23 protein-coding genes, 1 tRNA gene and 1 riboswitch are annotated in these 25,337 nt (G+C 62.2%); of the genes, 11 read left to right on the top strand and 13 right to left on the bottom strand.

The genetic code is table 11. The features are described 5' to 3' along the window. Window positions 1-97: 97 nt before the first annotated feature. Both phoU and NKI20_RS10570 read left to right on the top strand, forming a co-directional pair. Window positions 98-823: a phosphate signaling complex protein PhoU gene (gene phoU, locus NKI20_RS10575; protein WP_023758050.1), complete on the top strand. Its 726-nt coding sequence runs from the start codon at window positions 98-100 to the stop codon at window positions 821-823. Between the two features lie 91 nt (window positions 824-914). Beyond that, on the top strand, window positions 915-1,925 hold the full coding sequence (locus NKI20_RS10570; protein ID WP_023758049.1) for a magnesium and cobalt transport protein CorA: 1,011 nt from the start codon (window positions 915-917) through the stop codon (window positions 1,923-1,925). Window positions 1,926-2,052: 127 nt separating this feature from the next. Here NKI20_RS10570 and NKI20_RS10565 read toward each other — a convergent pair whose 3' ends face one another. Next, entirely contained in the window at window positions 2,053-2,571 is a 519-nt protein-coding gene (locus NKI20_RS10565) for a GcrA family cell cycle regulator (protein ID WP_023758048.1), read from the bottom strand. Window positions 2,572-2,929: 358 nt separating this feature from the next. Here NKI20_RS10565 and NKI20_RS10560 point away from each other — a divergent pair, with 358 nt between their 5' ends. From NKI20_RS10560 to NKI20_RS10550, 3 genes are all read left to right on the top strand, one after another. After that, on the top strand, window positions 2,930-4,129 hold the full coding sequence (locus NKI20_RS10560) for an aspartate aminotransferase family protein (protein WP_352830369.1): 1,200 nt from the start codon (window positions 2,930-2,932) through the stop codon (window positions 4,127-4,129). A gap of 17 nt (window positions 4,130-4,146) precedes the next feature. Then, window positions 4,147-5,058: an ornithine carbamoyltransferase gene (argF, locus tag NKI20_RS10555; protein ID WP_031259776.1), complete on the top strand. Its 912-nt coding sequence runs from the start codon at window positions 4,147-4,149 to the stop codon at window positions 5,056-5,058. Window positions 5,059-5,151: 93 nt separating this feature from the next. Next, a complete protein-coding gene (locus NKI20_RS10550; protein ID WP_352830366.1) occupies window positions 5,152-6,183 on the top strand; it encodes an Hsp33 family molecular chaperone in 1,032 nt (343 codons plus the stop codon). Window positions 6,184-6,227: 44 nt separating this feature from the next. On the opposite strand, the gene apaG is transcribed toward NKI20_RS10550, so the two are convergent. Next, window positions 6,228-6,620 carry a Co2+/Mg2+ efflux facilitator ApaG/CorD gene (apaG, locus tag NKI20_RS10545; protein ID WP_352830364.1) on the bottom strand — a complete coding sequence of 131 codons (393 nt, stop codon included), beginning with the start codon at window positions 6,618-6,620 and terminating at the stop codon, window positions 6,228-6,230. 251 nt (window positions 6,621-6,871) lie between these two features. Here apaG and NKI20_RS10540 point away from each other — a divergent pair, with 251 nt between their 5' ends. Continuing rightward, a complete protein-coding gene (locus tag NKI20_RS10540) occupies window positions 6,872-8,023 on the top strand; it encodes a ceramide glucosyltransferase (RefSeq protein WP_352830362.1) in 1,152 nt (383 codons plus the stop codon). Between the two features lie 14 nt (window positions 8,024-8,037). Here NKI20_RS10540 and NKI20_RS10535 read toward each other — a convergent pair whose 3' ends face one another. Next, window positions 8,038-9,225, bottom strand: coding sequence for an O-succinylhomoserine sulfhydrylase (locus NKI20_RS10535; protein WP_352830359.1), 1,188 nt, complete (start codon window positions 9,223-9,225; stop codon window positions 8,038-8,040). 57 nt (window positions 9,226-9,282) lie between these two features. Then, window positions 9,283-9,360, bottom strand: a riboswitch (SAM riboswitch). 82 nt (window positions 9,361-9,442) lie between these two features. Between NKI20_RS10535 and NKI20_RS10530 the strand changes: the two genes are divergently transcribed. Together NKI20_RS10530 and NKI20_RS10525 are read left to right on the top strand one after the other, a co-directional pair. Continuing rightward, the gene (locus NKI20_RS10530) at window positions 9,443-10,537 is read left to right on the top strand and encodes a 2'-deoxycytidine 5'-triphosphate deaminase (protein WP_352830356.1); all 1,095 of its coding nucleotides are present in this window, start codon (window positions 9,443-9,445) and stop codon (window positions 10,535-10,537) included. Between the two features lie 99 nt (window positions 10,538-10,636). Next, complete coding sequence (locus NKI20_RS10525; protein WP_352601326.1) at window positions 10,637-11,410, top strand: ABC transporter substrate-binding protein; 774 nt, start codon at window positions 10,637-10,639, stop codon at window positions 11,408-11,410. A 162-nt stretch (window positions 11,411-11,572) separates the two neighbouring features. On the opposite strand, the gene araD1 is transcribed toward NKI20_RS10525, so the two are convergent. The 4 genes from araD1 to chvE form a co-directional block, all read right to left on the bottom strand. Beyond that, window positions 11,573-12,565, bottom strand: a complete 993-nt coding sequence (gene araD1 / locus NKI20_RS10520; RefSeq protein WP_352601324.1) for an AraD1 family protein — start codon at window positions 12,563-12,565, stop codon at window positions 11,573-11,575. Window positions 12,566-12,768: 203 nt separating this feature from the next. Beyond that, window positions 12,769-14,061 carry a multiple monosaccharide ABC transporter permease gene (mmsB, locus tag NKI20_RS10515; protein WP_023758038.1) on the bottom strand — a complete coding sequence of 431 codons (1,293 nt, stop codon included), beginning with the start codon at window positions 14,059-14,061 and terminating at the stop codon, window positions 12,769-12,771. Then, entirely contained in the window at window positions 14,058-15,590 is a 1,533-nt protein-coding gene (gene mmsA / locus NKI20_RS10510; RefSeq protein WP_352830352.1) for a multiple monosaccharide ABC transporter ATP-binding protein, read from the bottom strand. Before mmsA ends, mmsB begins: the two co-directional genes overlap by 4 nt. Window positions 15,591-15,713: 123 nt before the next feature. Further along, complete coding sequence (gene chvE / locus NKI20_RS10505) at window positions 15,714-16,784, bottom strand: multiple monosaccharide ABC transporter substrate-binding protein (RefSeq protein WP_352601320.1); 1,071 nt, start codon at window positions 16,782-16,784, stop codon at window positions 15,714-15,716. A 312-nt stretch (window positions 16,785-17,096) separates the two neighbouring features. Here chvE and NKI20_RS10500 point away from each other — a divergent pair, with 312 nt between their 5' ends. After that, window positions 17,097-18,086 carry a LysR family transcriptional regulator gene (locus NKI20_RS10500; protein WP_352830348.1) on the top strand — a complete coding sequence of 330 codons (990 nt, stop codon included), beginning with the start codon at window positions 17,097-17,099 and terminating at the stop codon, window positions 18,084-18,086. A gap of 4 nt (window positions 18,087-18,090) precedes the next feature. Here NKI20_RS10500 and NKI20_RS10495 read toward each other — a convergent pair. The 5 genes from NKI20_RS10495 to NKI20_RS10475 all read right to left on the bottom strand — a co-directional run bounded on the left by NKI20_RS10495 (window position 18,091) and on the right by NKI20_RS10475 (window position 22,397). Further along, window positions 18,091-18,164 (bottom strand) — tRNA-Gly (locus NKI20_RS10495). A gap of 183 nt (window positions 18,165-18,347) precedes the next feature. Continuing rightward, window positions 18,348-19,232 (bottom strand): PDZ domain-containing protein, encoded by an 885-nt coding sequence (locus NKI20_RS10490; protein WP_352830345.1) that lies wholly within the window; start codon window positions 19,230-19,232, stop codon window positions 18,348-18,350. A gap of 194 nt (window positions 19,233-19,426) precedes the next feature. Then, window positions 19,427-20,917 (bottom strand): hypothetical protein, encoded by a 1,491-nt coding sequence (locus NKI20_RS10485; protein WP_352830343.1) that lies wholly within the window; start codon window positions 20,915-20,917, stop codon window positions 19,427-19,429. Then, window positions 20,914-21,333 (bottom strand): GtrA family protein, encoded by a 420-nt coding sequence (locus NKI20_RS10480; protein WP_352830340.1) that lies wholly within the window; start codon window positions 21,331-21,333, stop codon window positions 20,914-20,916. The genes NKI20_RS10485 and NKI20_RS10480 overlap by 4 nt, the downstream gene beginning before the upstream one ends. A gap of 74 nt (window positions 21,334-21,407) precedes the next feature. Continuing rightward, the gene (locus tag NKI20_RS10475; protein WP_352601513.1) at window positions 21,408-22,397 is read right to left on the bottom strand and encodes a glycosyltransferase family 2 protein; all 990 of its coding nucleotides are present in this window, start codon (window positions 22,395-22,397) and stop codon (window positions 21,408-21,410) included. Window positions 22,398-22,673: 276 nt separating this feature from the next. Here NKI20_RS10475 and NKI20_RS10470 point away from each other — a divergent pair, with 276 nt between their 5' ends. Further along, window positions 22,674-22,937: a DUF6460 domain-containing protein gene (locus NKI20_RS10470; protein WP_352601310.1), complete on the top strand. Its 264-nt coding sequence runs from the start codon at window positions 22,674-22,676 to the stop codon at window positions 22,935-22,937. Here the strand turns inward: NKI20_RS10470 and NKI20_RS10465 are convergent, their stop codons facing one another. Further along, the gene (locus NKI20_RS10465; protein ID WP_352830337.1) at window positions 22,938-23,843 is read right to left on the bottom strand and encodes a histone deacetylase family protein; all 906 of its coding nucleotides are present in this window, start codon (window positions 23,841-23,843) and stop codon (window positions 22,938-22,940) included. It abuts the gene before it with no gap. Between the two features lie 132 nt (window positions 23,844-23,975). Here NKI20_RS10465 and NKI20_RS10460 point away from each other — a divergent pair, with 132 nt between their 5' ends. After that, window positions 23,976-25,313: an MATE family efflux transporter gene (locus tag NKI20_RS10460; protein ID WP_352830485.1), complete on the top strand. Its 1,338-nt coding sequence runs from the start codon at window positions 23,976-23,978 to the stop codon at window positions 25,311-25,313. The last annotated feature ends 24 nt before the right edge of the window (window positions 25,314-25,337 follow it).

Here is a 25,337-nt window from a genome sequence, read left to right as displayed (position 1 = left end):
TCGAGGGGACGGTTTCTTTTTTCTGTCATCCGGCTAGCGTATCAGCGGGGATTCGAGGAAACGACTCAAAAGACACCCCGTGGGAAGGCATATTGCCATGCAGTCCGTGCACATCGTCAGCGCCTATGACGACGAGCTGAAATATCTGTCGAAGCGCATCGCTGCGATGGGCGGCCATGCCGAGCGCATGGTCGAGCAAGCGATCGCCGCGTTGGTCAATGCCGATCCTAGCCTGGCCGAGAAGGTTATCCGCGACGATGCCGTGCTGGATGAAGGGCAACGCGAAATTGACGATAAGGCGATCATCATCATTGCCAGGCGTCAGCCGATGGCGACGGATTTGCGCGAGATCGTCGGGACCATTCGCATCTCCGCCGACCTCGAACGGGTTGGCGACCTCGCCAAGAACGTCGCCAAGCGGGTGGTCGCCGTCACCGACGGACGCCAGCCGACCAGCCTGTTCCGCGGCCTTGAGGCCCTGGCCAACCTTGCGCTGGCCCAGCTCAAGGAAGTGCTCGATGTCTACGCATCGCGGTCCGTGGAGAAAATTGGCTTCGTTCGCGACCGCGACGACCAGATCGACGCTATGTACACGTCGCTGTTTCGTGAGTTGCTCACCTACATGATGGAAGACCCGCGCAACATCACGCCCTGCACGCATCTGCTGTTCTGCGCCAAGAACATCGAGCGTATCGGTGATCACGCCACCAACATCGCCGAGACCATCTACTATACCGTCACAGGCGAGCAGTTGCCGGCTGAGCGGCCCAAGGGCGACAAGACCGACAAGATAGGCCTTTCCGAGACGCTGCCGGGGAAGTGAACGGCCGCCTCTCGAACCGGCGCACGAATTAAGCTAAGCTTTCCGGGCTTTGCCTCTATCCTCGTCCGCGGATTTGCTTCGGGAGGTCGTGATGGAAAACGTTCGGAACCTGATCCCGGAGGCTGCGTCGGCTTCCGGCATCATCGCTTGCGGCGTCTACACGGCCGGACGTCGCATTGCCGACATCCCCATCGAGGAAGCCGGCGAATGGGCAAAGAAATCCGGTCATGTCGTCTGGATTGGCCTGCTCGAGCCCGACCGCAACCTGCTGCTGCGCGTCCAGGCGCAATTTCACCTGCATGAGCTGGCGATCGAGGATGCCGAGCACCCGCACCAGCGGCCGAAGATCGAGCAATATGGCGATGCCTTGTTCATCGTCGCCCGCACCGCGCAGCTGATCGACGGTCGGGTCACCTTCGGCGAGACCCATTTGTTCGTCGGCAGCGGCTATATTGTCAGCGTCAGGCACGGCCCCTCGACGTCCTATGCCGCCGTTCGTCAGCACTGGGAAAGCTGCCCGCATTCGCTGGCCAAGGGGGAGGATTTCGTCCTCTACGCCATTCTCGATTTCATCGTCGACAATTACATGCCGGTGCTCGAGCAGATCGAGGACGAGGTCGAGGTGATCGAGGACAGGGTTTTGCTGAAGCCGATGACCGGTCCCGACATCGAGCGGCTCTATATGCTGCGCCGCGACCTTTTGCGCCTGCGCAACGCAGCGCTGCCGCTGGTCGAAGTCTGCCGTCGGTTGACCAGTGCCGAGCTGCCACAGATTCATACAGCCATGCACCCGCTGTTTCGCGACGTCACCGATCACATTCGCACCGTTCAAGAGAAGATCGACAGCCTGCGCGAGGTGCTGGCGTTCGCCTTCGAAGCCAGCCTGCTGGTCGGCCAGAGCCAGGAAACGGCGATCTCCAAGAAGCTCGCCTCCTGGGCAGCCATCCTGGCGGTGCCGACGGCATTCGCCGGCATCTACGGCATGAATTTCAGCGATATGCCGGAACTGAAGATGGAATACGGCTACCCGATGGTGCTGGCCACGATCGCGCTGATCTGCACGTTCCTCTACTGGCGATTTCGCAAGAATGGGTGGCTGTGAAAGAGGGCGAATAGCGAATAGCGAATAGGGTGTGGCACAAAAGACGGCTTGCTTCCTGTCACAGAAGCCAGCCGTTTCTATTCGCTATTCGCTATTCGCTATTCGCTATTCGCTATTCGCTATTCGCTCAGCGGCTCCGCCGCCGCTCCGATGCCGGCTGGAACGCCACGCGGGCGTGGTACTTGCAGTAGGGACCGGTTTCGGCGGCCTCGTTGCCGCAGAAATGGAAGTCCTCCGAAAGCGGATCGCCGTTCGGCCATTTGCAGGTCCGCTCGGTCAACTCGACGAGTTGTAGATGCCGCGAGATCGGCAACACGACATTCTCGACCGGGCGGATGTAGTGGCGTGCCACCGGTTCGGCGTCGAACTGCGTCTGCAGGGCCGTCGCGCCGATCGACGTCGTGACGTGACGCACAGCAGTTGCTGCGCGCGATACCGATTTCTGAACGGTCGCCCCTTGCGTCGCCTTCTTTTGGCGTGCCGGCGTGGCGGTCGAACGGCCGCGGCCCGACAGTTTCAGCCGGTGCACCTTGCCGATGACCGCGTTGCGGCTGACCCCTCCAAGCTGCGCGGCAATCTGGCTTGCGCTCAGACCCTCCGACCACAATTTCCTGAGAAGTTCTACCCGCTCGTCAGTCCAGTTCATGAGACCGCGCTCCTGCTAAGCGTGCGGCAATCGGAATCCACTCCCGACCCGGCAACATTTACCGGGGCAGACACCACATATATCTGGTGATTAGGTCCGCCGCACGAAATCTAGTTATTTCTCGACTACAATTACCTTATGCGCTGACTCGGTGACAAGAGTCCCAAGTGCAACACGAATCGGTTTTTTCGGTTTTCCCCAACTTGCCCGGTCGCTTATGAGCCGGCGTCTCGTCAGAGGGCTTGCCGCGCGCCACTACGCGACGTTTTCGTTGACTTCATGGCCGAAAAACACGATAAGCCGCACAAGCCGCCGCCTTGGCGGCTTTTTTGATTTTCCGGTACCGGAGACGCATATAATGAGCGGTTCGGCGCTTTACGAGACCTTTGCTCGAGCACCCCTGGCCTTCGACCATGGGGAAGGCACTTGGCTGGTTACCGACAAGGGCGAGCGATATCTCGATTTCGCTGGCGGCATCGCCGTCAATTCGCTGGGCCACAGCCATCCGCATCTGGTCGCCGCACTCACCGAACAAGCAGCCAAGCTGTGGCATGTCTCCAACCTCTATGAGATTCCGGGGCAGAGCCGGCTGGGCGAGCGGCTGGTCGACGCCACCTTCGCCGACAAGGTGTTCTTCACCAATTCCGGCGCCGAGGCGCTCGAATGCGCGATCAAGACGGCGCGACGCTACCATTTCGTCAACGGACATCCCGAGCGCTTTCGCGTCATCACCTTCGAAGGCGCGTTCCATGGCCGCACGCTGGCGACCATTGCGGCGGGTGGTCAATACAAGTACCTCGAAGGTTTCGGACCCAAGGTCGAAGGCTTCGACCAGGTCGGCTTCGATGACATCGACGCCGCCGAAAAGGCGATCACGCCAGAGACGGCGGCGATCCTGATCGAACCGGTGCAGGGCGAGGGCGGAATCAGGCAGGTGCCGACGCAATCGCTGAAGCGGCTGCGGCAATTGTGCGAGCAGCACGGGCTGCTCTTGATCTTCGACGAGGTCCAGTGCGGCATTGGCCGTACCGGCAAGCTGTTCGCGCATGAATGGGCCGGTGTCACCCCCGATATCATGGCGATCGCCAAGGGCATTGGCGGTGGCTTCCCGATGGGCGCCTGCCTTGCAACCGACGAAGCGGCCGTCGGCATGACCGCAGGCGTGCATGGCACCACGTTCGGCGGCAATCCACTGGCCATGGCGGTCGGCAACGCCGTGCTCGACGTGGTGCTGGAAGAGGGCTTCCTCGAGGACGTCCAGCGCAAGGCGCTGCTGATGAAGCAGGGGCTCGCGTCGGTCGCCGACGAGTTTCCCGAGGTCATCGAGGACATCAGGGGTACCGGGCTGATGCTCGGCCTCAAATGCGCCATGCCCAACACCAAGGTGAACATGGCATTGCGTGACCAGCACCTGCTGGCGGTTCCGGCCGGTGACAACGTCATTCGCCTGTTGCCGCCGCTAACCGTCACCGACGCCGAGATTCACGACGCGCTCAACCGCATCCGCGCCGGCGCCAAGGGCCTGGCGGAGGCGATCGCCGCCGCCGCCGCGAAGTAATCCCGGAACCATTGCTGATGTCAGTTCGCCATTTCACCGATCTTTCCGCTGTCTCAGAAGGCGATCTGCGCCTGATGCTGGACGATGCGGTGGTGCGAAAGGCCCGCCTCAAGGCTGGCGAGCGCACCAAGCCGCTCGAAGGCAAGGTGCTGGCGATGATCTTCGACAAGCCGTCGACGCGCACGCGCGTCTCCTTCGACGTCGGCATGCGCCAGCTTGGCGGCGAGACCATCATGCTGACCGGCACCGAGATGCAGCTCGGCCGTTCCGAGACCATTGCCGACACCGCCAAGGTGTTGTCGCGTTATGTCGACGCGATCATGATCCGCACCACGTCGCATGAGCGGCTGCTGGAGCTGACCGAGAACGCTACCGTTCCGGTGATCAACGGACTGACCGACGATACCCATCCCTGCCAGCTGATGGCCGATATCATGACCTTCGAGGAACATCGCGGTCCGGTCGCCGGCAAGACCATCGCCTGGACCGGCGACGGCAACAATGTGCTGCATTCGCTGCTCGAGGCCTCTGCGCGCTTCCGCTTCAATCTCAACGTCGCCGTCCCCGAGGGCAGCGAACCGGCACAAAAGCATATCGACTGGTCGCAGGCGCATGGCGGCAAGCTGCACTTCACCCGCTCGCCCGAGGAAGCCGTCGACCAGGCCGACTGCATCGTCACCGATTGCTGGGTGTCGATGGGCCAGGAGCATCGCGCCCGTGGCCACAACGTGTTCTCGCCCTACCAGGTCAATGCCAAGCTGATGGCCAGGGCCAAGCCGGACGCGCTGTTCATGCACTGCCTGCCGGCGCATCGCGGCGAGGAGGTGACCGACGAGGTCATCGACGGGCCACACTCGGTGGTCTTCGACGAGGCGGAGAACCGGCTCCATGCCCAGAAGGCCGTGCTCGCCTGGTGCCTCGGCGCTTGATCTCTGGGAGCTTGATCTCCGGGCGCGTGATGCCTATTTGCGCCGCATCACGCAAATCAAGCGCGTTTCGACGCATGCTCCCGAGAGGGCGGCATGGCCGCGCCCTGGAGCTTTGTTATGTTGGAAACCTATCGAGTGACTGAACATCACCCCAAACTCGGCGAATTCGGCTACGCCGGCGACGATCATGTCGTGCCCTTCGAAGTCGGCCCGCTCGACGTGCGCGGCCGCACCGTCCAACTCGGGCCGATGCTCGATGCCATCCTCAGTCGCCACGATTATCCCGAGCCGGTCGCGCGGCTGCTGGCGGAGGCGTGCGTGCTGACGGTGCTGCTCGGCACCTCGCTCAAATTCGAGGGCAAGTTCATCCTGCAGACCCGCACCGACGGGCCTGTCGACATGCTGGTCGCGGATTTTTCCACGCCCTCGGCGCTGCGCGCCTATGCGCGTTTCGATGCCGACCGGCTGGAGGCGCTGGTCGCGGCGGGCGAAACGTCCCAGCAGACTATGCTCGGCACGGGCGTGCTGGCGCTGACCATCGATCAGGGCGCCCACACGCAGCGCTATCAGGGTATCGTCCAACTCGACGGCGAGACGCTGGAAGATGCGGCGCGCACCTATTTCCGTCAGTCGGAGCAGATTCCGACCGATCTCAGGCTGTCGGTGGCCAAGCTATTGACGCCCGGCCTGGGCGGCACCCGCGAGCAGTGGCGCGCCGGTGGCATCCTGGCGCAGTTCCTGCCGCAGTCGCCCGAGCGCATGCGCGTGCCGGATCTGCCGGGCGGCGATGGCGATCCGCGCGAGGAGATCCACGATCCGGCCGACAATTCCTGGCACGAGTTGCTGGCGCTGCTCGGCACCATCGAGCCGACCGAACTGATCGATCCGACGATCGGCGCCGAGCGGCTGCTCTACAGGTTGTTCCACGAGCACGGCGTGCGCGTTTTCGGCGGCGTACCGGTCGCCGACCTGTGCTCGTGCTCCCGGGACAAGATCCGCGGCATCCTCGAGGGTTTTTCCGCCCAGGAGATCAAGGACAGCACAGAGGACGGCGGCATCCACGTCGCCTGCGAATTCTGCTCGAAGCAATATGACTTCGACCCGGCGGAGTTTGCGGCGCAGTAGAGAAAAACACGCCTCGCCGGCTGCCTTGCGGCCGGTGAGGCAAATTAATTCACCGTCCGCCGCATCCCCGGCAGGTCGAGTGAAAATGCGGGGATGGCGATGTCGAACGTCTCGCCCCGCTTGTTGCGCATCGTGTAGTGCCCAACCATGATGCCGGACGGTGTTGAGAGCGGGCAACCGGACGTGTACTGGTAGCTGTCGCCGGGATTGAGTTCGGGCTGGTCGCCGACGACGCCAGGGCCGCGTACCTCTTCGACCCGGCCAGTGCCATCGGTGATGTGCCAATAGCGCGACAACAACTGGACGGAATCGTCCGACTGATTGTCGATCGTTATCTGATAGCCCCAGACATAGCGGTTCTCGGACGGATCCGAGCGATCCTCCAGATAGAACGGCCTGACCTGCACTTCGATGTTGCGCGTGACGGCGCTGTACATAAGCGGCTCCAATACAATCCGGTAACTTTCGGCGCTCCGTGGTGGCCGGTCAACGGTGCGCGTCCTATCGTCGCGGTCTGAAGGGCAGGTGCCGGCAAAGAATGTCATTTAAGTGACACATGACAATGATCAATGATGGTGTGCGCCGATCAATGCCGCGCGACTCGGGCGCTCTGTCGAACTGTTGAGATCAGTCGTCATGCCGGCTAGATTGTTCTGGCGGGCCGGTTTTCTGGAGTTACCGGATCTCGATGGAACTCACTCTCGTAGTCGCCACGCTTTCAATTGCTCTCATCCTCTCAAATCTCGCCAGCATCGTGCTTGCGGCTTCGCGTCTGAAACGTCGCCACGCTATGGCGCCGCCGGCCGGCAAGCCGCGGCCGGTGTCGATCGTCGTGCCGTCGCGTGGCGTTGAGCCGTTCACGCTCGAGACGCTGGAGCGCGCCTTCTCGCTCAACTGGCCGCGTTACGAGCTGATCTTCTGTGTTGCCCATGCCGACGATCCAGTAGTCAGGCTGATAAACAGGGCGATTGCCCGGTTTCCCAAGGTGCCGGCCCGGCTGCTGGTCGGCGACGACCGTATCAGCGCCAATCCGAAGCTCAACAATTGCGTCAAGGGCTGGGAAGCGGCGCGGCACGATTGGGTTGTCCTGGCCGATTCCAACGTGCTGATGCCGAAAGACTACGTCCAGCACCTGATGGCTGCATGGCGACCCAATACTGGCCTTGTCTGCTCGACGCCAATCGGCTCGCGACCGGCCGGCTTCTGGGCTGAAGTCGAATGCGCTTTCCTCAACACGCTGCAGGCGCGCTGGCAATACGCGGGCGAGGCGCTTGGACTTGGCTTTGCCCAAGGCAAGAGCATGCTCTGGAACAAGCCGATCCTCGATGCCAATGGCGGCATTCGCGCGCTGGCCGCCGAGATCGCCGAGGATGCCGCCGCGACCAAGCTGGTCAATGGCCTCGGCCTGCGCGTCAATCTCGTCGCCGCGCCCTTCGAGCAGCCGCTCGGCCGGCGCACATTTGGCGAGATCTGGTCGCGCCAAGCCCGTTGGGCGCGCCTGCGCCGCGTCACCTTTCCGCTGTTCTTCGCGCCTGAAATCCTGACTGGCGCGGTGGTGCCGCTGGTGCTGGCGCAGATTGCGGCGGCAAGCGCCGGCATCAGCCCCTGGGCAACCGCCATTGCCGTGCTGGCGGCCTTCTACCTTCCCGAGTGCGTCCTGGCCTGGTCAAAGGGCTGGTGCCTGTCGCCACGCATGGTCGCGGCGATGGTAACGCGCGACCTGATCCTGCCTGCGATGTGGGCGCGCGGCTGGCTCGGCGGTGCCGTCGAGTGGCGCGGCAACGCGATGACCATCGGCACCAAGGCGGCCAAGCTGGAAGAGACGCCATCCGGCGCCTGAAAGCCAAAGGCTTGCTATTTGGCCTTCAGCGCCTGCGCGATATCCTCAAGCAGATCTTCGGTGTCTTCCAGGCCAACCGACAGTCTGAGCGTGCCCGGCCCGATGCCGAGTTCGGCGCGCGCCTCATCGCTCAGGTTCTTGTGAGTTGTCGTCGCCGGATGGGTGATCAGGCTCTTGGCATCGCCGAGATTGTTGGAGATCAGCACGATGTCGAGCGCGTTCTGCAAGGCGAAGGCCGCCTGCTTGCCGCCTTTGACATCCAGGCAGATCAGCGTCGAGCCACCCGACATCTGCTTCTTTACGACATCAGCCTGTGGGTGATCGGCGCGGCCGGGATAGATGACTCGGGCGATTTCCGGCCGCTCGGCCAGGAAATCCGCGATCTTGCCGGCGCTTTCCGTCTGCTGGCGCACGCGCAGCGGTAGCGTCTCCAGGCCCTTTAGCAGCGTCCAGGCGTTGAAGGGCGACAGGCTGGGCCCGGTGTGGCGGAAATAGTCATGCAGGTTCTCGTCGATCCACTTCTTGTCCGACAGGATGACGCCGCCGAGACAGCGCCCCTGGCCGTCAATGTGCTTGGTCGCCGAATAGACGACGATGTGGGCGCCGAGTTGCAAGGGCTTCTGTTGCAGGGGCGTGGCAAAGACGTTGTCGACGATCAGCCTGGCGCCGATCGAATTGGCGAGCGAGGCAACCGCGGCGATGTCGATCACTTCCAGCGTCGGGTTGGTCGGGCTTTCCAGAAAGAACAGCTTGGTGTTCGGCTTGACCGCCTTTTCCCAATTGGCGATGTCGGTGCCGTCGACCAGCGTCGCCTCGATGCCGTATCTTGGCGCCAGCGTCTCGACCACCCAGCGGCAGGAGCCGAACAGGGCACGGGCCGCCACGATATGGTCGCCGGCCTTGGCGCTGCACAGAAGCGCTGCCGTTACCGCAGCCATACCGGAGGCGGTAGCTCGGGCGTCCTCGGCACCCTCGAGCGCGCACATGCGCTTTTCGAACATGTCGACGGTCGGATTGGCGTAGCGCGAATAGATGAAGCCCGGCTCCTCGCCCTTGAAACGGGCTTCGGCGGCCTGCGCCGTTTGATAGACGTAGCCCTGGGTGAGGTAAATCGCTTCCGACGTTTCGCCGAAACCGGAACGCAGCGTTCCGCTGTGAACGAGTGCCGTTTGAGGCTTCCAGTTGCGCTTGTTGGTGCTCATCGCTCTTCTTCCAGACACAAAAAAACCGGCCGCGAAAGTCGCAACCGGTCCATACGGCCTTGCGGCCCGACGGTCCTTTAGCGACTTGTTTAACGTGGCTGCAAGCCGACCGGCCAAATCACCACGGGATAACGACCCTTTAGACCCGCGCCACGCTTGCGTCAATTGCCGGCTTGATTAAGAGGTTTGTACCAGCGGCGTTGCAGCGGAGTCAGCTTTGCGGCAAACAGGCATTCTTCCCGATCAGGACATTTCGGCGCTCTTCCAGTCCGGCGCGCTGAAGTCGGCGCGTGCGCTCGATGCCGACCAGATCCAGCCGGCCAGTCTTGATCTCCGGCTCGGCGACAAGGCCTGGCGGGTGCGTGCCTCCTTCCTGCCAGGTCCCAACCACAAGGTTTCGGAAAAGCTCGACCGGCTGAAGCTGCATGAGATCAATCTGACCGAGGGCGCGGTGCTGGAGACCGGCTGCGTCTATATCGTGCCCTTGCTCGAAAGCCTGGCATTGCCAGCCAACATTTCGGCCTCGGCCAATCCCAAGAGCTCGACCGGGCGGCTCGACATCTTTACCCGTGTCATGACTGATCGCGGCCACGAGTTCGACAAGATCGCCGCCGGCTATCATGGCCCGCTCTTTCTCGAGGTCAGCCCGCGCACCTTCCCGATCGTCGCGCGCACCGGTTCGCGACTGTCGCAGATCCGTTTCCGCACCGGCAATGCGCTGCTGTCGGAAGCCGAACTGCATCAGTTGCATCGCGCGCAGATATTGGTCGCGACGGAGCCGCCCAACATTTCCGGCGGCGGCATCGCGCTGTCGATCGACCTGAACGGCGATCAAAGCGGTCTGGTCGGCTATCGCGGCAAGCATCACACCGGTCTCATCGATGTCGACAAGCGCGCTGCGCAGGAAGTCGTCGACTTCTGGGAGCCGATCCACAAGAGCGGCGCTGGCGAACTGGTGCTCGACCCCGATGAATTCTACATTCTTGTGAGCCAGGAAGCGGTGCATGTGCCACCGCTCTACGCCGCCGAGATGACGCCCTTCGATCCGCTGGTCGGCGAATTCCGCGTCCACTACGCCGGCTTCTTCGATCCGGGCTTCGGCCATTCGGCGTCCGGTGGCACCGGCAGCCGGGCGGTGCTCGAAGTGCGCAGCCACGAAGTGCCGTTCATCCTCGACCATGGCCAGATCGTCGGCCGGCTGGTCTACGAGCACATGCTGAAGCGGCCGCAGGCGCTCTATGGCACCGATCTCGGCTCCAACTACCAGGCGCAGGGTTTGAAGCTGTCCAAGCATTTCCGCCCCGCGCGCTGAACCCATTACCCCCAGGCAAAATACTTGCCTGCGCTGCCTCGCCATGCTTGGCTGCCTTTCTGGTCGTCAAGCTGGCGGCGTTCAAGGGGAACCAAGAAAATGCAGATTTCGAAATGGATCATATCGGCAGCAGGCGCTGCCATGCTGGTGATGGCGGCTGGCTCTCTGTCGGTGCAGGCAGCTGAGAAAATCAAGATCGGCACCGAGGGCGCCTATCCGCCATTCAACACCATCACCTCGGATGGCAAAGTCGAAGGCTTCGATATCGACATCGCCAACGCGCTGTGTGCGCAGATGAAGGTCGAGTGCGAAATCGTCACTCAGGACTGGGATGGCATCATTCCAGCCCTGCAAGCGAAGAAGTTCGACGCCATTATCGCCTCGATGAGCATCACCGAGGAGCGCAAGAAGCAGGTCTCCTTCACCAACAAATACTACACGACGCCGCTCGCCCTGGTGGCGCCGAAGGACAGCGACCTCACCTCGACCGAACCGGCGGCCCTTGCAGGCAAGACAGTCGGCGCCCAGGCCTCGACCACGCAGGCCGACTATGCCCAGAATACCTATGGCAAAGCGGGCGCCGAGGCCAAACTCTACCCGACCCAGGAAGAAGCGATCACCGACCTGACCAACGGCCGGCTTGACGCCGTGATCTCGGACAAGTTCGTGCTGATGGACTGGCTGAAGAAGGCAAGCGAGGGCTGCTGCAAGCTGGTCGGCGACGTCAAGGGCACGGAGACACAAGCCGGCATTGCCGTCCGCCTGGAAGACACGGCACTGCGCGACAAGCTCAATGCTGCCATCGACGCGATTGTCGCCGATGGCACCTACAAGAAGATCCAGGCCAAGTATTTCGACTTCGATATCTATTGAAGCAGCAATCTCCCCACTTGAGGGGGAGATGGCCGGCAGGCCAGAGGGGGTCGGCTCGACCGGATGCAACCTTCTTGCGACAGATGGAGGTTGGCGCTTTACGCGAGGCACCCCCCTCTGTCGCCTTTGGCGACATCTCCCCACGAGGGGGAGATCACCCTTTCAAAGCGCCTTTACCGCCACCTTCACCGGCTGTTCGATCTCGAGCGGATTGCGCAGCGGCAGGCCGAAATCACTGGCCTCGATCTCGAACACGTCGCCTGGCTCGGTCTTGATGCCGTCGGCGAAGGACAGTGTCGCCGTGCCGAACATGTGCACATGCACGTCGCCTGGTTGGCGGAAGGCGGCATATTTGAAGTGGTGATGCTCGAGATTGGCGATGGTGTGGGACATGTTCGCTTCGCCGGACAGGAACGGCTTTTCCCACAGCACCTCGGTGTCGCGCACGATGCGCGAGGTGCCGCGGATGTCAGCCGGCAGGTCGCCGATCAGGATCTCCGGGCCGAACGAAGCGTTGCGCAGCTTGGAATGGGCGAGAAAGAGATAGTTCACGCGCTCGGTGACGTGGTCGGAAAACTCGTTCGACAGCGTGAAGCCGACGCGGAAGGGCGCGCCATCATCGCCGATGACGTAGATGCCGGCCACCTCAGGCTCTTCGCCGGCGTCGTTGGCGAAGGCCGGTGACAGGAGCGCCGCGCCTGGCGCCACCGCCATCGTGCCGTTGCCCTTGTAGAACCATTCCGGCTGCACGCCGATCTGGCCTTTCGCGGGCTTGCCGCCGTCCAGCCCCATGCGAAACATCTTCATGGAATCGGTCAGCTGCTCCTCGCCGTCGGCGCTGAGCTTCTTGTGCATGGAATCGCGTGTCGCGGCCGAACCCAGATGCGTTAGCCCGGTGCCGGTCAGGTGCAGATGCGCCGGGTCTGGATGGTTGATCGGCGACAGCAGCCGGCCCTTCTTATAGGCGGCCTCGAGATCGACCGTTTCGCCAAGCCCCTTGCGCTCGATCAGCGCGACGAGGCCGACGCCGGTGCGGGCGGCCTCCATCGCCAGCGAGTACACGCTGCGGGCGCCATTGATGATCCGGGTCTTGCCGCCGTTGCGGGCAACGACACGGATTGTCTCGGCGTCATCGAGAATCTGGGAGATCAGCATGATGGATCCTCTCTCATTTGTCTTGGCCCGGTTGCCATTTGGCAAACCTTAACCTGCGCGGCTCGGATCTCGCCGCGCCACGGGTTGAACTCTTCGTCCGGATTGCGCTCGCGGGCCTGGTCCTTGAAGGACTTCTTTACGCCGGCAGGTTTACCAGCAGCGCCGCGATCGTTTGCCTCCTGCTTGCCTCGCCTAAAACCTGTTCAAGCCTTGTTCTTGTTGTAGACGTCGAAGATCACGGCGCCGAGCAGCACCAGGCCTTTGACCACCTGCTGCCAGTCGACATTGACGCCCATGATCGACATGCCGTTGTTCATCACGCCCATGATGAAACCGCCGACAACCGCGCCGATGACCTGACCGACACCGCCCATCGCCGAGGCGCCGCCGATGAACACGGCCGCAATCACGTCGAGCTCGCTGCCGAGGCCGGCCGCCGGCACAGCTTGTCCCAGCCGCGCCGCTATGATCAGGCCGCCAAGCGCAGACAGCACGCCCATATTGACGAACACCATCAGCGTGAGCCGCTCTGTCTTGATACCCGACAGCTGCGCCGCCTTGGCGTTGCCGCCCATTGCATAGATGCGGCGGCCGATGGTCATGCGCTTGGTGACGAAGACGAACAGCGAGATCAGCACGCCCATGACGAGCAGCACCACCGGCAGGCCCCTGTAGCTGGCGAACTGGTAGACCAGGAACAGTGCCAGCGCGCTGCCAACCAGCGTCTTGATGACGAACAGGGGAAAGGGCTCGGCCTCATAGCCATGGCGTTCGCGTTTGCGTCGTGTGCTCAGCCCGAAATAGGCGTAGGCCAGCACAGCGATCAGGCCTAGCACGATCGTCGTCATGTGCAGCGTCAGTCCGCTGCCTATGATGGTCTTGCCGGCCGCGTTCACCGTCGGCGGGATAAGCGTCAGTGGCCCGATGACATCCGGGATAAAGCCGGAGCTGAGCGCCTTGAAGCCGTCGGGAAGCGGTCCCACCGAGGATCCGCCGCCCAGCAGCGCCTGGCAGATGCCGCGGAAGATCAGCATGCCGGCCAGCGTGACGATAAAGCTCGGTATTCGGTGATAGGCGATCCAGTAGCCTTGCGCCGCGCCGATCGCGCCACCCACGATGAGGCAGATGATCGACACCACCAGCGGATTGCTCAATGGGCCGAGCGGCCAGATGACCATCATCATCGCTGCCAGTGCGCCGATGAAGCCGGCGACGGAGCCGACGCTGAGATCGATGTGGCCGGAGACGATCACCAGCAGCATGCCCAGCGCCATCACGATGATGAACGAGTTCTGCTGCACCAGATTGCTGAGGTTCACCGGCTTGAACAGCGTTCCGGAGGTGGTGAACTGGAAGAACACCATGATGGCGATCAGCGCCAGTATCAGGCCGTATTCGCGCAGGTTCGTCGTCAGCGCCGAGACGGCGATACGGGGGCGCTGCTGCACGTCTTCGGCAACGCTGCTCTGCGGGGCGGGGGCGCTTTCTGTACTCATGCTGCTTTTCCTTCTCCCCGAACGATGGCGCGCATTATTTTTTCTTGGCTGGCGTCCACCGCGGGCATTTCGCCGACGATGCGGCCTTCATTCATGACGTAGATGCGGTCGGTGATGCCGAGCAGTTCTGGCATTTCCGACGAGATGACCACGATCGCCTTACCTTCAGCGGCGAGGCGGGCGATGATCGTGTAGATTTCATATTTGGCGCCGACATCGATGCCGCGCGTCGGCTCGTCGAGGATCAGCACATCCGGGTCGGCGAACAGCCATTTCGACAGGACCACCTTCTGCTGGTTGCCGCCGGAAAGATTGCCGGTCATCTGATAGACGCTGGAAGCGCGGATATTGGTCTTCCCGCGGTAGTCGTTGGCGACGGAGAGCTCGCCCAGGTCATCGATCACGCCATGGCGCGACACGCCGCCGAGATTGGCCAGCGTGATGTTGTGCTTGATATGGTCGATGAGGTTGAGACCGTAGGTCTTGCGGTCCTCGGTGACGTAGGCAATGCCGTGTTCGACTGCCCTGCTCACCGAGGAAACATCGATCGGCTTGCCCTTGAGCAGAACTTCGCCAGTGATATGGCGGCCATAGGAGCGGCCGAACAAGCTCATCGCGAATTCAGTGCGGCCGGCGCCCATCAATCCGGCAATGCCGACCACTTCGCCCTTGCGCACATTGATGTCGATGCCCTTGATCACCTGCCGCTCGGCGTGGAGCGGATGATAGACCGACCAGTTTTTCACTTCGAACACGACCTCGCCGATGTCAGGCTCGCGCGGCGGATAGCGGTCGTCGAGCGAGCGGCCGACCATCGAGGTGATGATGCGGTCTTCCGAGATGTCCTTCTTGGCCAGCGTCTCGATGGTACGCCCGTCGCGGATGACGGTGACCTTGTCGGCGACCCGGTTCACCTCGTTGAGCTTGTGCGAGATCAGGATCGAGGTCATGCCTTGCCGTTTGAATTCGAGCAGAAGGTCAAGCAGCGCCTGGCTATCCTTTTCGCTGAGCGATGCCGTCGGCTCGTCGAGGATCAGCAGCTTGACTTCCTTGCTCAGCGCCTTGGCGATCTCGACCAGCTGCTGCTTGCCGACACCGATATTGGTGATCAGCGTCTTGGGGTCCTCCTTGAGGCCCACTTTCTTCAACAGGGCGCTGGTGCGCGCCTCGTTGGCATTCCAGTCGATGACGCCGTATCTGGCGTGCTCGTTGCCGAGGAAAATGTTTTCGGCGATCGACAGCATCGGCACCAGGGCAAGCTCCTGGTGGATGATGACGATGCCCTTGTGTTCACTGTCATGGATGCCTTTGAAGTGGCATTCCTGGGCGTTGAAGATGATCTGGCCGTCATAGGTGCCTGTGGGATAGACGCCCGACAGCACCTTCATCAGCGTCGACTTGCCGGCGCCGTTCTCGCCGACCACGGCGTGGATTTCGCCTTCCTCGACGCTGAGGTTGACATTCGACAACGCCTTCACGCCGGGGAACGTCTTGGTGATGTCGCGCATCTCCAAAATCGTCGAGACCATGGGGACTACCGCTCCTTGAGAGGTCGGCAAACACTGCCGGCGAGGTCGGTGAACAATACCGGGCTCGCTGGTTAACGAAAAGGGGCCCTGCGTTGCGCAGGACCCCTGACTTTGTAACCGGGGTTACTTCAGTTCGTCGGCCTTGATGTAGCCGGAGTCGACGACCAGTGCCTGGTAGTTCGACTTGTCGACGTCATGCGGCGTCAAGAGGATCGAGGGGACGACCTTGACGTCGTTGTTGTAGGTCTTTTCATCAAGCCCGTCCGGCTTGCCGCCCGAGAGCACCTTGTCGACGAGCTGGACGGTGGCCTTGGCCAGTTCACGGGTGTCCTTGAACACGGTCGAGTACTGCTCGCCCGAGATGATCAGCTTGACCGAGGCGGTCTCGGCATCCTGACCGGTCACAACAGGCCAGGGCTGTGCGTCCGTGCCGTAGCCGACAGCGCGCAGCGAGGCGGTGATGCCGCGCGACAGGCCGTCATAGGGCGACAGAACGCCATCGACGCGGCTGCCGTCCGAATAGTTGGCCGACAGCAGATTGTCCATGCGCGCCTGGGCGGTGGCGGCGAGCCAGCGCAGCGTGCCGACCTTGTCCATGCCGGTCTGGCCGGACTTGATCTTGATCGAACCATCGTCGATCAGCGGCTGCAGGACGGATATCGCACCGTTGTAGAAGAAGAAGGCATTGTTATCGTCCGGCGAGCCGCCGAACAGTTCGACGTTCCACGGCTTGGTGTTCGGGAAACGCTCCTTGAGGCCCTTGACCAGCGAATTCGCCTGGATGACGCCGACGCCGAAATTGTCGAAGGTGGTGTAGTAGTCGACATTGCCGGTCTTCTTGATCAGGCGGTCATAGGCAACGACGACGACACCCGCATCGGCGGCCTTCTGCAGCGCATCCGACAGGGTGGTGCCGTCGATCGAGGCGATGATCAGCGCCTTCGGGCCCTTGGTGATCTCGTTTTCCAACTGGCTGAGCTGGTTGGGGATATCGTCCTGCGCGTACTGCAGGTCGACAGTGTAGCCGAGAGCCTCGAGCTGGGACTTGACGGCGTCGCCGTCATTGATCCAGCGCTGCGAGGTCTTGGTCGGCATCAGCACGCCGACAAGACCTTTATCGGCTGCATGCGCCGAGTAGGTCATGGCAGCGATGCCAAGGGCCGCGACGGCGGCCAGTGTCTTGATGATTTTCACTATAACTCTCCCTGGTTGATGGACGCGGCACCCCGGGGGTCGCGGGCCGCGCAATCGTGCAGAAGTGCCAAAGCACTGCTGCCGTCATATGGATCTCCGGTATCCTCCCATGGCCCCGAGGCGCTGATTTCAATCGATACGATTTTTCTCGTCATCGACCGTCACGTCTCGGAACGCGCGAAGGGTGTGATCCTTTGCCATAACTGTCAAATGCGATCTTTGATGGTTGCTATATCACATTTGGTATGCACTAAGAGGCGAGATCGACCGGCGCGTTCTCTGGCGACGGTAAGGGCAAGTAGGGGAAACGCAATGCCTGCGCTGCGGAATTCTGGTTCAGGTTCAAACCGTTACAAAGAAAAACCGGGCGATGGCGAAACCTTGCTGCGCAGCGGTCTCAGTCTACGTCACATGCGAATGATCGTCGCGCTCGACGATCATGGCCGGGTCAGCGCGGCGGCCCAGGTGATGAACATTTCGCAGCCGGCGGCCTCGCGCATGATCAGCGAGATGGAAGCGGTGCTGGAGGTCAAGTTGTGCGAGAGACTGCCGCGCGGCATAACTTTGACGCCCTACGGCAAAGCTTTGGCCAGGCGCGCGCGGTCGATCCTGCTGGAGATGCGCGAGGTCGATCGTGAGATTTCCGAGCTCAAGGCGGGCAAAGGAGGGGCGGTGTTCCTAGGTGCCGTTACGGCGCCGGCGATCGAACTGGCGGTGCCGGCAATCCGCGAAATCCGCCGCATCTATCCGCGCATCGAGATCACCATGCAGGTCGAAACCTCCAACGTGCTGGCGCGCGAGCTGATCGCCACGCGCCATGATTTCATCATCGCGCGCATCCCCGATGATCTCAACCCGCGGCTGTTCGAGTCGCGCGTCATCGGCGTCGAGAAGGCTTGCCTGATCGTGCGCCGCGGCCATCCGCTCACCAAGGGCGAGCCGGTGCGGCTGGAAGACACCGCCGCCTATGATTGGGTTTTCCAGTCGGGCGGCTCGCCCTTGCGCCAAGCGATGGAGAGCAATTTCCTCAACCGCAACATCGCCTTGCCGGATCGCATCCTCAACACCAGCTCACTGCTCTTGACCCTGGTCATGGTTGCGCAGTCCGATGCCATTGCGCCGGTATCGATCCAGGTGGCGAAGTTCATCCAGAATCCCGACGGGCTGGCCGGCGCCATCGATGTCGTCCAGACCGAATTCGACATTGAGGTCAGGCCCTACAGTCTGATCACTGTGAGGAACCGCGCGCTGTCGCCAGCCGCCAAGATGCTGCACGATTTCATTCTGAGAGAGGTGGGATGACAGCTGGAGCGGGTAGCGGGAATCGAACCCGCGCGTTCAGCTTGGGAAGCTGACAAGCTACCATTACATCATACCCGCGCGCGTTCTGGTTATCATGACGGCACAGGCTCGGGCAACCGCAAAGCCGACCGAACCCAAGCCAATCGCGTCAGACTGAGTGTCGACATCGGCAAGGTGAAAAATTAGCCCGAAGCGATTGCCGTGCGCTCGAACCCAACATCTGAATATCTCTGCCGATCCGGTAGTCGGCAGGCTGGCGGATTACTCGTCGCCACCGCTATCGTCGCCACCGCCGTCATCCCCACCGCCGTCGTCCCCGCCACCGGAATCATCGTCGCCGGAACTGTCGTCGGCGGCATCGCCATCGTCGCCGCCGTCAGAATTGTCTTCCGCGGCGGGAGCATCGGTGTCGTCGGTTCCGGAAGCCTCTGCCTGATCGCTCGGCTCCGTCGCCGAATCGCTCGCGCCGTCAGTTGTCGCGTCCGCTTTGCTGTCCGCGCTTTCGTCGGTAGCCTCGCTGTTGGCCTCGGAGGTGAATTCCTCGGAAGAGGCGGTCGCCTCCACCGTCGTCTCGGATGATTCGTAGGTGGCAGTCATCTCCTGGCTATATTCGCTGTAGAACTCCGAATAGCTGAAGGCAGTTGCGACGGACCAACTCGTCCACGTCGCGACAGTGACGACATCGACGGCGGTTTCGTAGCTGCTAAGCGTAATCGTGCCGTTGGAGTTGTAGGACTTGCCATCGCGATAGCAGTCGAATCGGAAGTCGGATTTGCCTGCTTTGGCCCAATGGTAGACCACCGTATCGACATCGATCGGCTTGTAGATCTTGTGGCCGTGGACCTTGGCAATCACATCGCCCGGCTTGATGCCTTGCTTTTCGCCGGTGCCACCAGGCTTCACCGACAGCACAAGGACGCCGTGGGCGTGTGGCTTGAGTTTGAACTCCTTGCGTACAGTGCCATTGATTGGCAGCAGGACCGCTTCGATCGCCCTGGAAATATAAGGCTTGGGCAGCTTGACATCGCCGTTGAGCGCGTATGCGTTTGTCGAATAGGAAATCGGAATTGCTGCCAGATGCAGCGCCCAGGCCAGGCTGAAAACGGCCTTGGAAAATTTTCCGGCCCGTCGCTTTAACATAAACATAATTGACGTCATCCCCTGTGGGATGCCAGCCCTCCGGCATCACCAGCCGGCAGCGATAGCATGAATTAGCCTGGCATGAAGTTAACGTCGACGACTTTCCCGGACTATTTCTCTGATTTTTCTGACGATCAGTGCAGGCCGGATGCCAAGGTTCGAATGCTGGCGAAGCCGGTTCGCGCCGGCACGCGGCAGGGTCAGGCGCCCGGCAGATAGATCACCGCGTAATCGTCCGCATAGGCCCGCTTCCAGCCCAACTGGTCGAAGAAAGGGATGCGGCTGTCGCCGGTCGACAGCAGCGCCCAGCCTATCGCATATTTCTTCAGCCGAGCTTCGAGGAGCGGCTTGCCGTCGCTGTGTCCCGTTTCGTCATCGGCTTTTGTGAAACCGCCCAGGAACAGTTGGTCCGTCCGTCCGTCGATATAGGTCTTGATCCCGTGGAAAATCAGCGTGCCGCCGAAATCGTAGGAATTCAGCACATTGCCGGACAGATGATGGCTTTCTGCGAAGGCCAGCGCCCCGCTGGCCGACGTCTTCGGGCTCGGCGTGACCTGGTAGGCGCTGCCGAGCACGGCGACCGCGCCGATCAGCAAGACAGCAGCCGCGCCGCAGATCGCGTAGAACCGCCTTGCGAGGAATTTTTCCAGTCTGTCGCGCTTGTCCGCCAGCCATGCGGTGGCTGAAAGAGAGGGAAATTGCTGTGCGACATCGACCGCGATCACCAGGGGAACCAGCAGGAAGAACAGATACATGAAACGCACATGGGCGAGATAGACATGCAAGGTGAAGACGACGAACAACGCCTTGGCCCAGCCAATCCGCAACCGTGACACCAGAAGCCCGAAAAGCGCCAACAGCATCGCAACTTCCTGGACGGGGCTGTCCGGCTGGCTGAACGGTTTCCATTCCATGATCAGCGGCACCGCCTCGTTGCCGTAGGCGACGGTGAGCGTGGCTAGGATGGCTTTCACGCCGTAGGGATGCATCAGGCTGACCAGCGGGCAAAGCAGGCCGAATGCGATCCATTTCGCCAGGAGGGCGGGTTTTGACAGGCCCGTGCGCGCCAGCAGATCGAGACCGGCGAACGCTGCGATGACGAAGCTCAAGGTGAAGGTGGCGTGCAGGTTCGCCCACAACACGACCAGCACAAGCGACCACCAGGGCGGCGCCCGTTCTTCCCTTGCCGCACCAAAGAGCACCGCCGTCCAAATGACGATGATCGGGAAGGTGAGGACATGCGGACGCGCCGTAAAGATCGGGTTGATCAGGAACATTGCGGCGAAGGCGAGCGTAATCGCCAGGATCGGCTTCAGCCACGCGCTGAGAAACCACCCCATCAGGAAAACCGTCAGCGAAATCGAGGCGATGATCAGGGTGACCACCCCGTTCCAGCCTCCTGCCCGGTAGGCAAGGGCCAACAGGATCTGCCCCAGCCATTCCTTGGCAATCCATGGCTGGCCGGCAAAAGTGTGGGAATAGGAGTCGACTGTCGGAAATGTCCGGTTTGCCAGGAAATCCAGCCCGACCTTCACTTGCCACCAGCTATCGGGATCCTGAAGGGTGGCACCGGCTTGGGCAGCCAGTGCCGCTGCCATCGCCCAGGCCGCTAACAGGCAGAAGATCAGCCTGTTCCGCTGTGCGTCCTCGAGTGACGGCGTGGCCAGCAAGATTGCCTTGGTCTGGTTCATGTCGCAGCTCCAGGCCATTTTGCGTTCTTTCCGGTCGAGGGATCGGGATCATCCGCGCTGCCGACGAACACGAAACGGGCCGAGCCGACATAGAAGATGACCGAGTAAAGGCAGTTTCCCGCCAGATGGACCAACGGGTTTTCGATGTAGCCGGCAGACATGGCGGTGACCACGATTCCCAGGTTAGCACCGTAGGCGACAAAGAAGGTGATCGCGTATCGCACGACCGCGCCAGGGCGAAAGCCGCCAGCACGGCTGAATGTCCATTGGCGGTTGAGGAAGAAACCGATGATGAGGCCGGCGGCATAGCCCGCCGCGTTGGAGGCGACATCGCCGAAGCCGAGCGCCAGCCCAGCCAGGATGAGCGTATATCCGAGCGCCGTGTTAAGGAGCCCGATGGCACCAAATCGCAGCATCCGCGAGAAATCACACGGAAAAGCCGATCGCATCCTGCCCATGCCGTTCCCGCTGCGCCCGGTCGAACTCCGCCTCAAGCACGTGCGGCCCTCTTTGCCATCTCCTGCAAGCGATGGACGGGCAGTTCCCCGTCCTCGGCTGCCTGGCTGCGCGAAACGACCTCGTTGACGAAGTAGAGCGGCCTCCGCTTTGTCTCCATGTACATGCGCCCGAGATACTCGCCGAAGATGCCAAGCACCATGAGCTGGACGCTGCCGAGGATCAGCATGATCGCGGCAAGGCTGGTCCAGCCGGGCAGCACGTTTCCGACCGACCATTCCAACAGCGTGTAGCCGAGCACGAACAGACCCAGAAGCCCGAACATCATTCCGAGAAGCGAGGCGAACCGCAGGGGCGCGATGGAAAAGCTGGTCATCGCGTCGATCGCCAGAAGAACCATTTTCTTCAGGGGATAGTGGGTGGTGCCGGCAAAGCGCCGGTGCCGCTCATAGGGGAAAGCCACCTGTTTCAGCCCGATCCAGCTCACCATGCCGCGAATGAACCTGTAGCGCTCGGGCATCGCGTTCAGATGGTCGAGCGCGCGGCGGCTCATCAGCCGGAAATCCCCGGAATTCGGGGCTATGTCGACGTCGACCATGCGGCGCAGCAAGCGATAGAATATCGAAGCGGAGGTGAGCTTGAACCAGCTTTCCCCGTCACGGCTCAGCCTCTGGCCGTAAACGACATCGAAGCCTTCGTTCATCTTCGCCATCATCGCGCCGAGCAGCTCAGGCGGATCCTGCAGGTCGGCATCGAGAATGAGAATGCGCTGGCCGCGGCAGAATTCGAGCCCCGCGCTCAACGCGATCTGGTGGCCGTAGTTCCGGGCAAGGTCGATGGCGACGACGTGATCGTCCTTTTCGGCCAGCTTGAAAATAGCGTCTCGCGAGCCGTCGGTGGCGCCATCGATGACAAGGACGATCTCATACGAGGAGCCCTGTTCCAGGCATGCCGCCGTCACCCGTCGATGCAGTTCGGCCACCCCGTCCAGCTCATTGTAGCATGGGACGACCACCGACAGCATGACGCCGCGTCGCGCGGTGTTTTTCTGCGTCTCCACCAAAGGCCTTGCTCCCGCTATTCGATTGGGAATAGCGGCAATTGGTTAGAAAACAGATAAGCCAGCAGGATCGGACACGGCGTCGGCCGGCTGCCACGCCTTGGCACTGCTTGCGGCCACATCAATGCTTCGCTCGAGGTGTTCGCCATCCCGCAAAACTGCCGGCTTGAAGCCGGCAAGCCAAGTGCGTATGTCTGGCCGACGCCCTCGAGTCTGGGTACCTCAATCTGGAGACGGGCCTTGTCCGCACTGACACGCTTTCTCGGCGACTCGCCGCTCAAGGTGATCCTGAAACTGCTGGTCGTGTCGTTCCTCGTCGGCCTGGTCATGAATGCCTTCGGCTGGTCGCCGATGGATGTGTTCTACGGCATCCGGAAGTTCTTCATCGACCTGTGGAATCTTGGCTTCCACGCCATCGACCGCTTCTTCGGCTACATCCTGCTCGGTGCGGCGGTCGTCGTGCCGGCCTTCATCCTGCTGAGGCTTGCCAACTATCGGAAGTAGCTACCGGGCATAGTCCGACGCCACCTCGAACAGCATGGCGTGCCTTGCCGCCAGTGCGGGCACGTCCATGGAATAGCCGCCGCCGATGACGCCGCAAACGGGAATGCCCTGCGCGCGAAAATGGCGGATGACCATATCGTCGCGCGTGCGCAGCCCGTCATCCGATAGCGACAGCCTGCCAAGCCGGTCTTCGGCATGGACGTCGACGCCAGCATTGTAGAAGACGATGTCCCAATGCGCTTTGGCGGACAGCTCCGGCAGGGTGGCGGCGAGCCTTTCCATGTAAGCGGCGTCACCCATGCCATCGGGCAGCGCGACATCGAGGTCGGAGGCGACCTTGCGCACAGGGTAGTTGCGATCGCCATGCATGGAAAAGGTGAACACGCGCGGATCATTAGCGAGAATATCCGCAGTGCCGTCACCCTGATGCACGTCGAGATCGACCACCAGGATGTTTGTGGCGGCGCCTTCGGCGAGCAAGACCAGCGATGCGACGGCGACATCGTTGAAGGTGCAAAAGCCCGCACCTTGCGCATGCCGCGCATGATGACTGCCGCCGGCGGTGTTGCAGGCGATGCCGTGGCGCAGGGCGAGCCGCGCCGCCAGCACCGTGCCGCCGGTGGCAAGCTGCGCGCGCAGCGAGACACGCGGGGTCACCGGGAAACCGATCTCGCGCTCGATCTTCTCGGGCACGGAGCAACTGATGACCTGGTCGACATAGTCGGCCGCATGAGCAAGCTTCAGCCATGACGCCGGCGCGGGTTCCGCGGAGTTGAGCGCGTCGGGCCCGGCCAGTCCGCGTGCGCGCAAGGTATCCATCAGCAGCGGGTATTTGCTCATCGGAAAGCGATGGTTGACCGCGAAGCCGGCGTCGTAGTCGGGGTGATGGACGATCTGCAAAGGCATGAACTGGATCCGGCGGGCTCGCGCCAGACCGGGTAATTCGGTTGGCCTTCGCGGGAAGAGTGATTGCGCGGTGGCGGGAAAATGGGGCACATCGGCGGTTCGATCAAGCCGCAATCAGCAAGGCAGCAATCCTTGGACAAGGGTGTAACCCCAGCCGACGCCAGATACTTTGTCGTCACCAACCGTTCCGTGCTGGCCATCGCGGTGCCGATGACGCTTGCCTATCTGACGACGCCGATGCTCGGCCTGGTCGACACGGCTGTCGTCGGACAGTTCGGCGACGCCGCCTTGCTCGGCGGCCTGGCGGCCGGCGCGCTCATCTTCGACGTCGTCTTCACCACTTTCAATTTCCTGCGCTCGGGCACCACCGGCCTCGTCGCCCAGGCGTTCGGTCGCGGAGACGCCCTGGAGGAACAGGCCGTGTTCTGGCGCGCCGTGCTGATCGCGGTTGTCGCCGGCATCGTGCTCGCGGCACTTGCGCCCCTGGTCGCCATCGCCGGGCAGAAATTCATGGGCGCCGAGCCGCGCGTCAGCGAGGCGATGGGCGTCTACATCAGGATCAGGCTGCTCGCCGCACCCTTCTCGCTGATCAACTATGCCGTTCTCGGTTATGTGCTGGGGCGCGGCGAGGGCGGACTCGGTTTGATGCTGCAATTGGTGCTGAACGGCATCAACATCGCGCTCTGCTTCCTGCTCGGCCTGGAACTCGGCTGGGGCGTCGTCGGCGTCGCCTGGGCGACTGTGACCGGTGAGTTTCTTGCCATGCTGCTCGGCCTGGCGATCGTCATCCGCCGGTTCCGGGCGGGCTCGCCCTTGCCGCGCCATCGCCTGCTCGACATGGCTGCCTTTGTGCGCATGCTGTCGCTCAACCGCGACATCATGATCCGCTCGTTCTCGCTGCTCGCCGCCTTCGCGCTGTTCACCCGCCAAGGCGCGCAGTTCGGTACGGTGACGCTGGCCGCCAACGCCGTACTGATGAATTTCTTTCTCGTTGCCGGCTACTTTCTCGATGGCTTTGCCACCGCCGCCGAACAGCTGGCCGGTCGTGCCGTCGGCGCGCGTGCCGCTGCGCCCTTCCGCCAAGCGGTGCGGCTGACCCTGTTCTGGGGGTTCGGGCTGGCGGGTGCCGCGACGCTGGTGCTGCTGTTTGGCGGCGCCGGTCTGGTTGCTCTTGTGACGACATCGGAGGAAGTCCGTTCGATGGCCGACATCTACCTGCCGTGGGCGGCATTCACCGCGCTGAGCGGTGTGCTGGCGTTCCAGATGGATGGCGTGTTCATTGGCGCGACCTGGTCGCGCGACATGCGCAACATGATGCTGCTGTCGTTCCTCGTTTTCGCGGCCGCGCTGCTGACGCTCGCGCCTACCTTCGGCAACAATGGACTTTGGGCGGCGTTGCACGTTTTCCTGCTCGCACGCGGCCTCAGCCTGCTGACGATCCTGCAATTGCGGATGCGGACGGCGTTCTAGTGCCTGATTTTTTCAGCAAGGTGG

Origin of the sequence: Mesorhizobium sp. M0830 (assembly GCF_040319965.1) — a bacterium.
Classification (GTDB): domain Bacteria; phylum Pseudomonadota; class Alphaproteobacteria; order Rhizobiales; family Rhizobiaceae; genus Mesorhizobium.
This window is presented reverse-complemented; position numbering and strand designations above follow the sequence as displayed.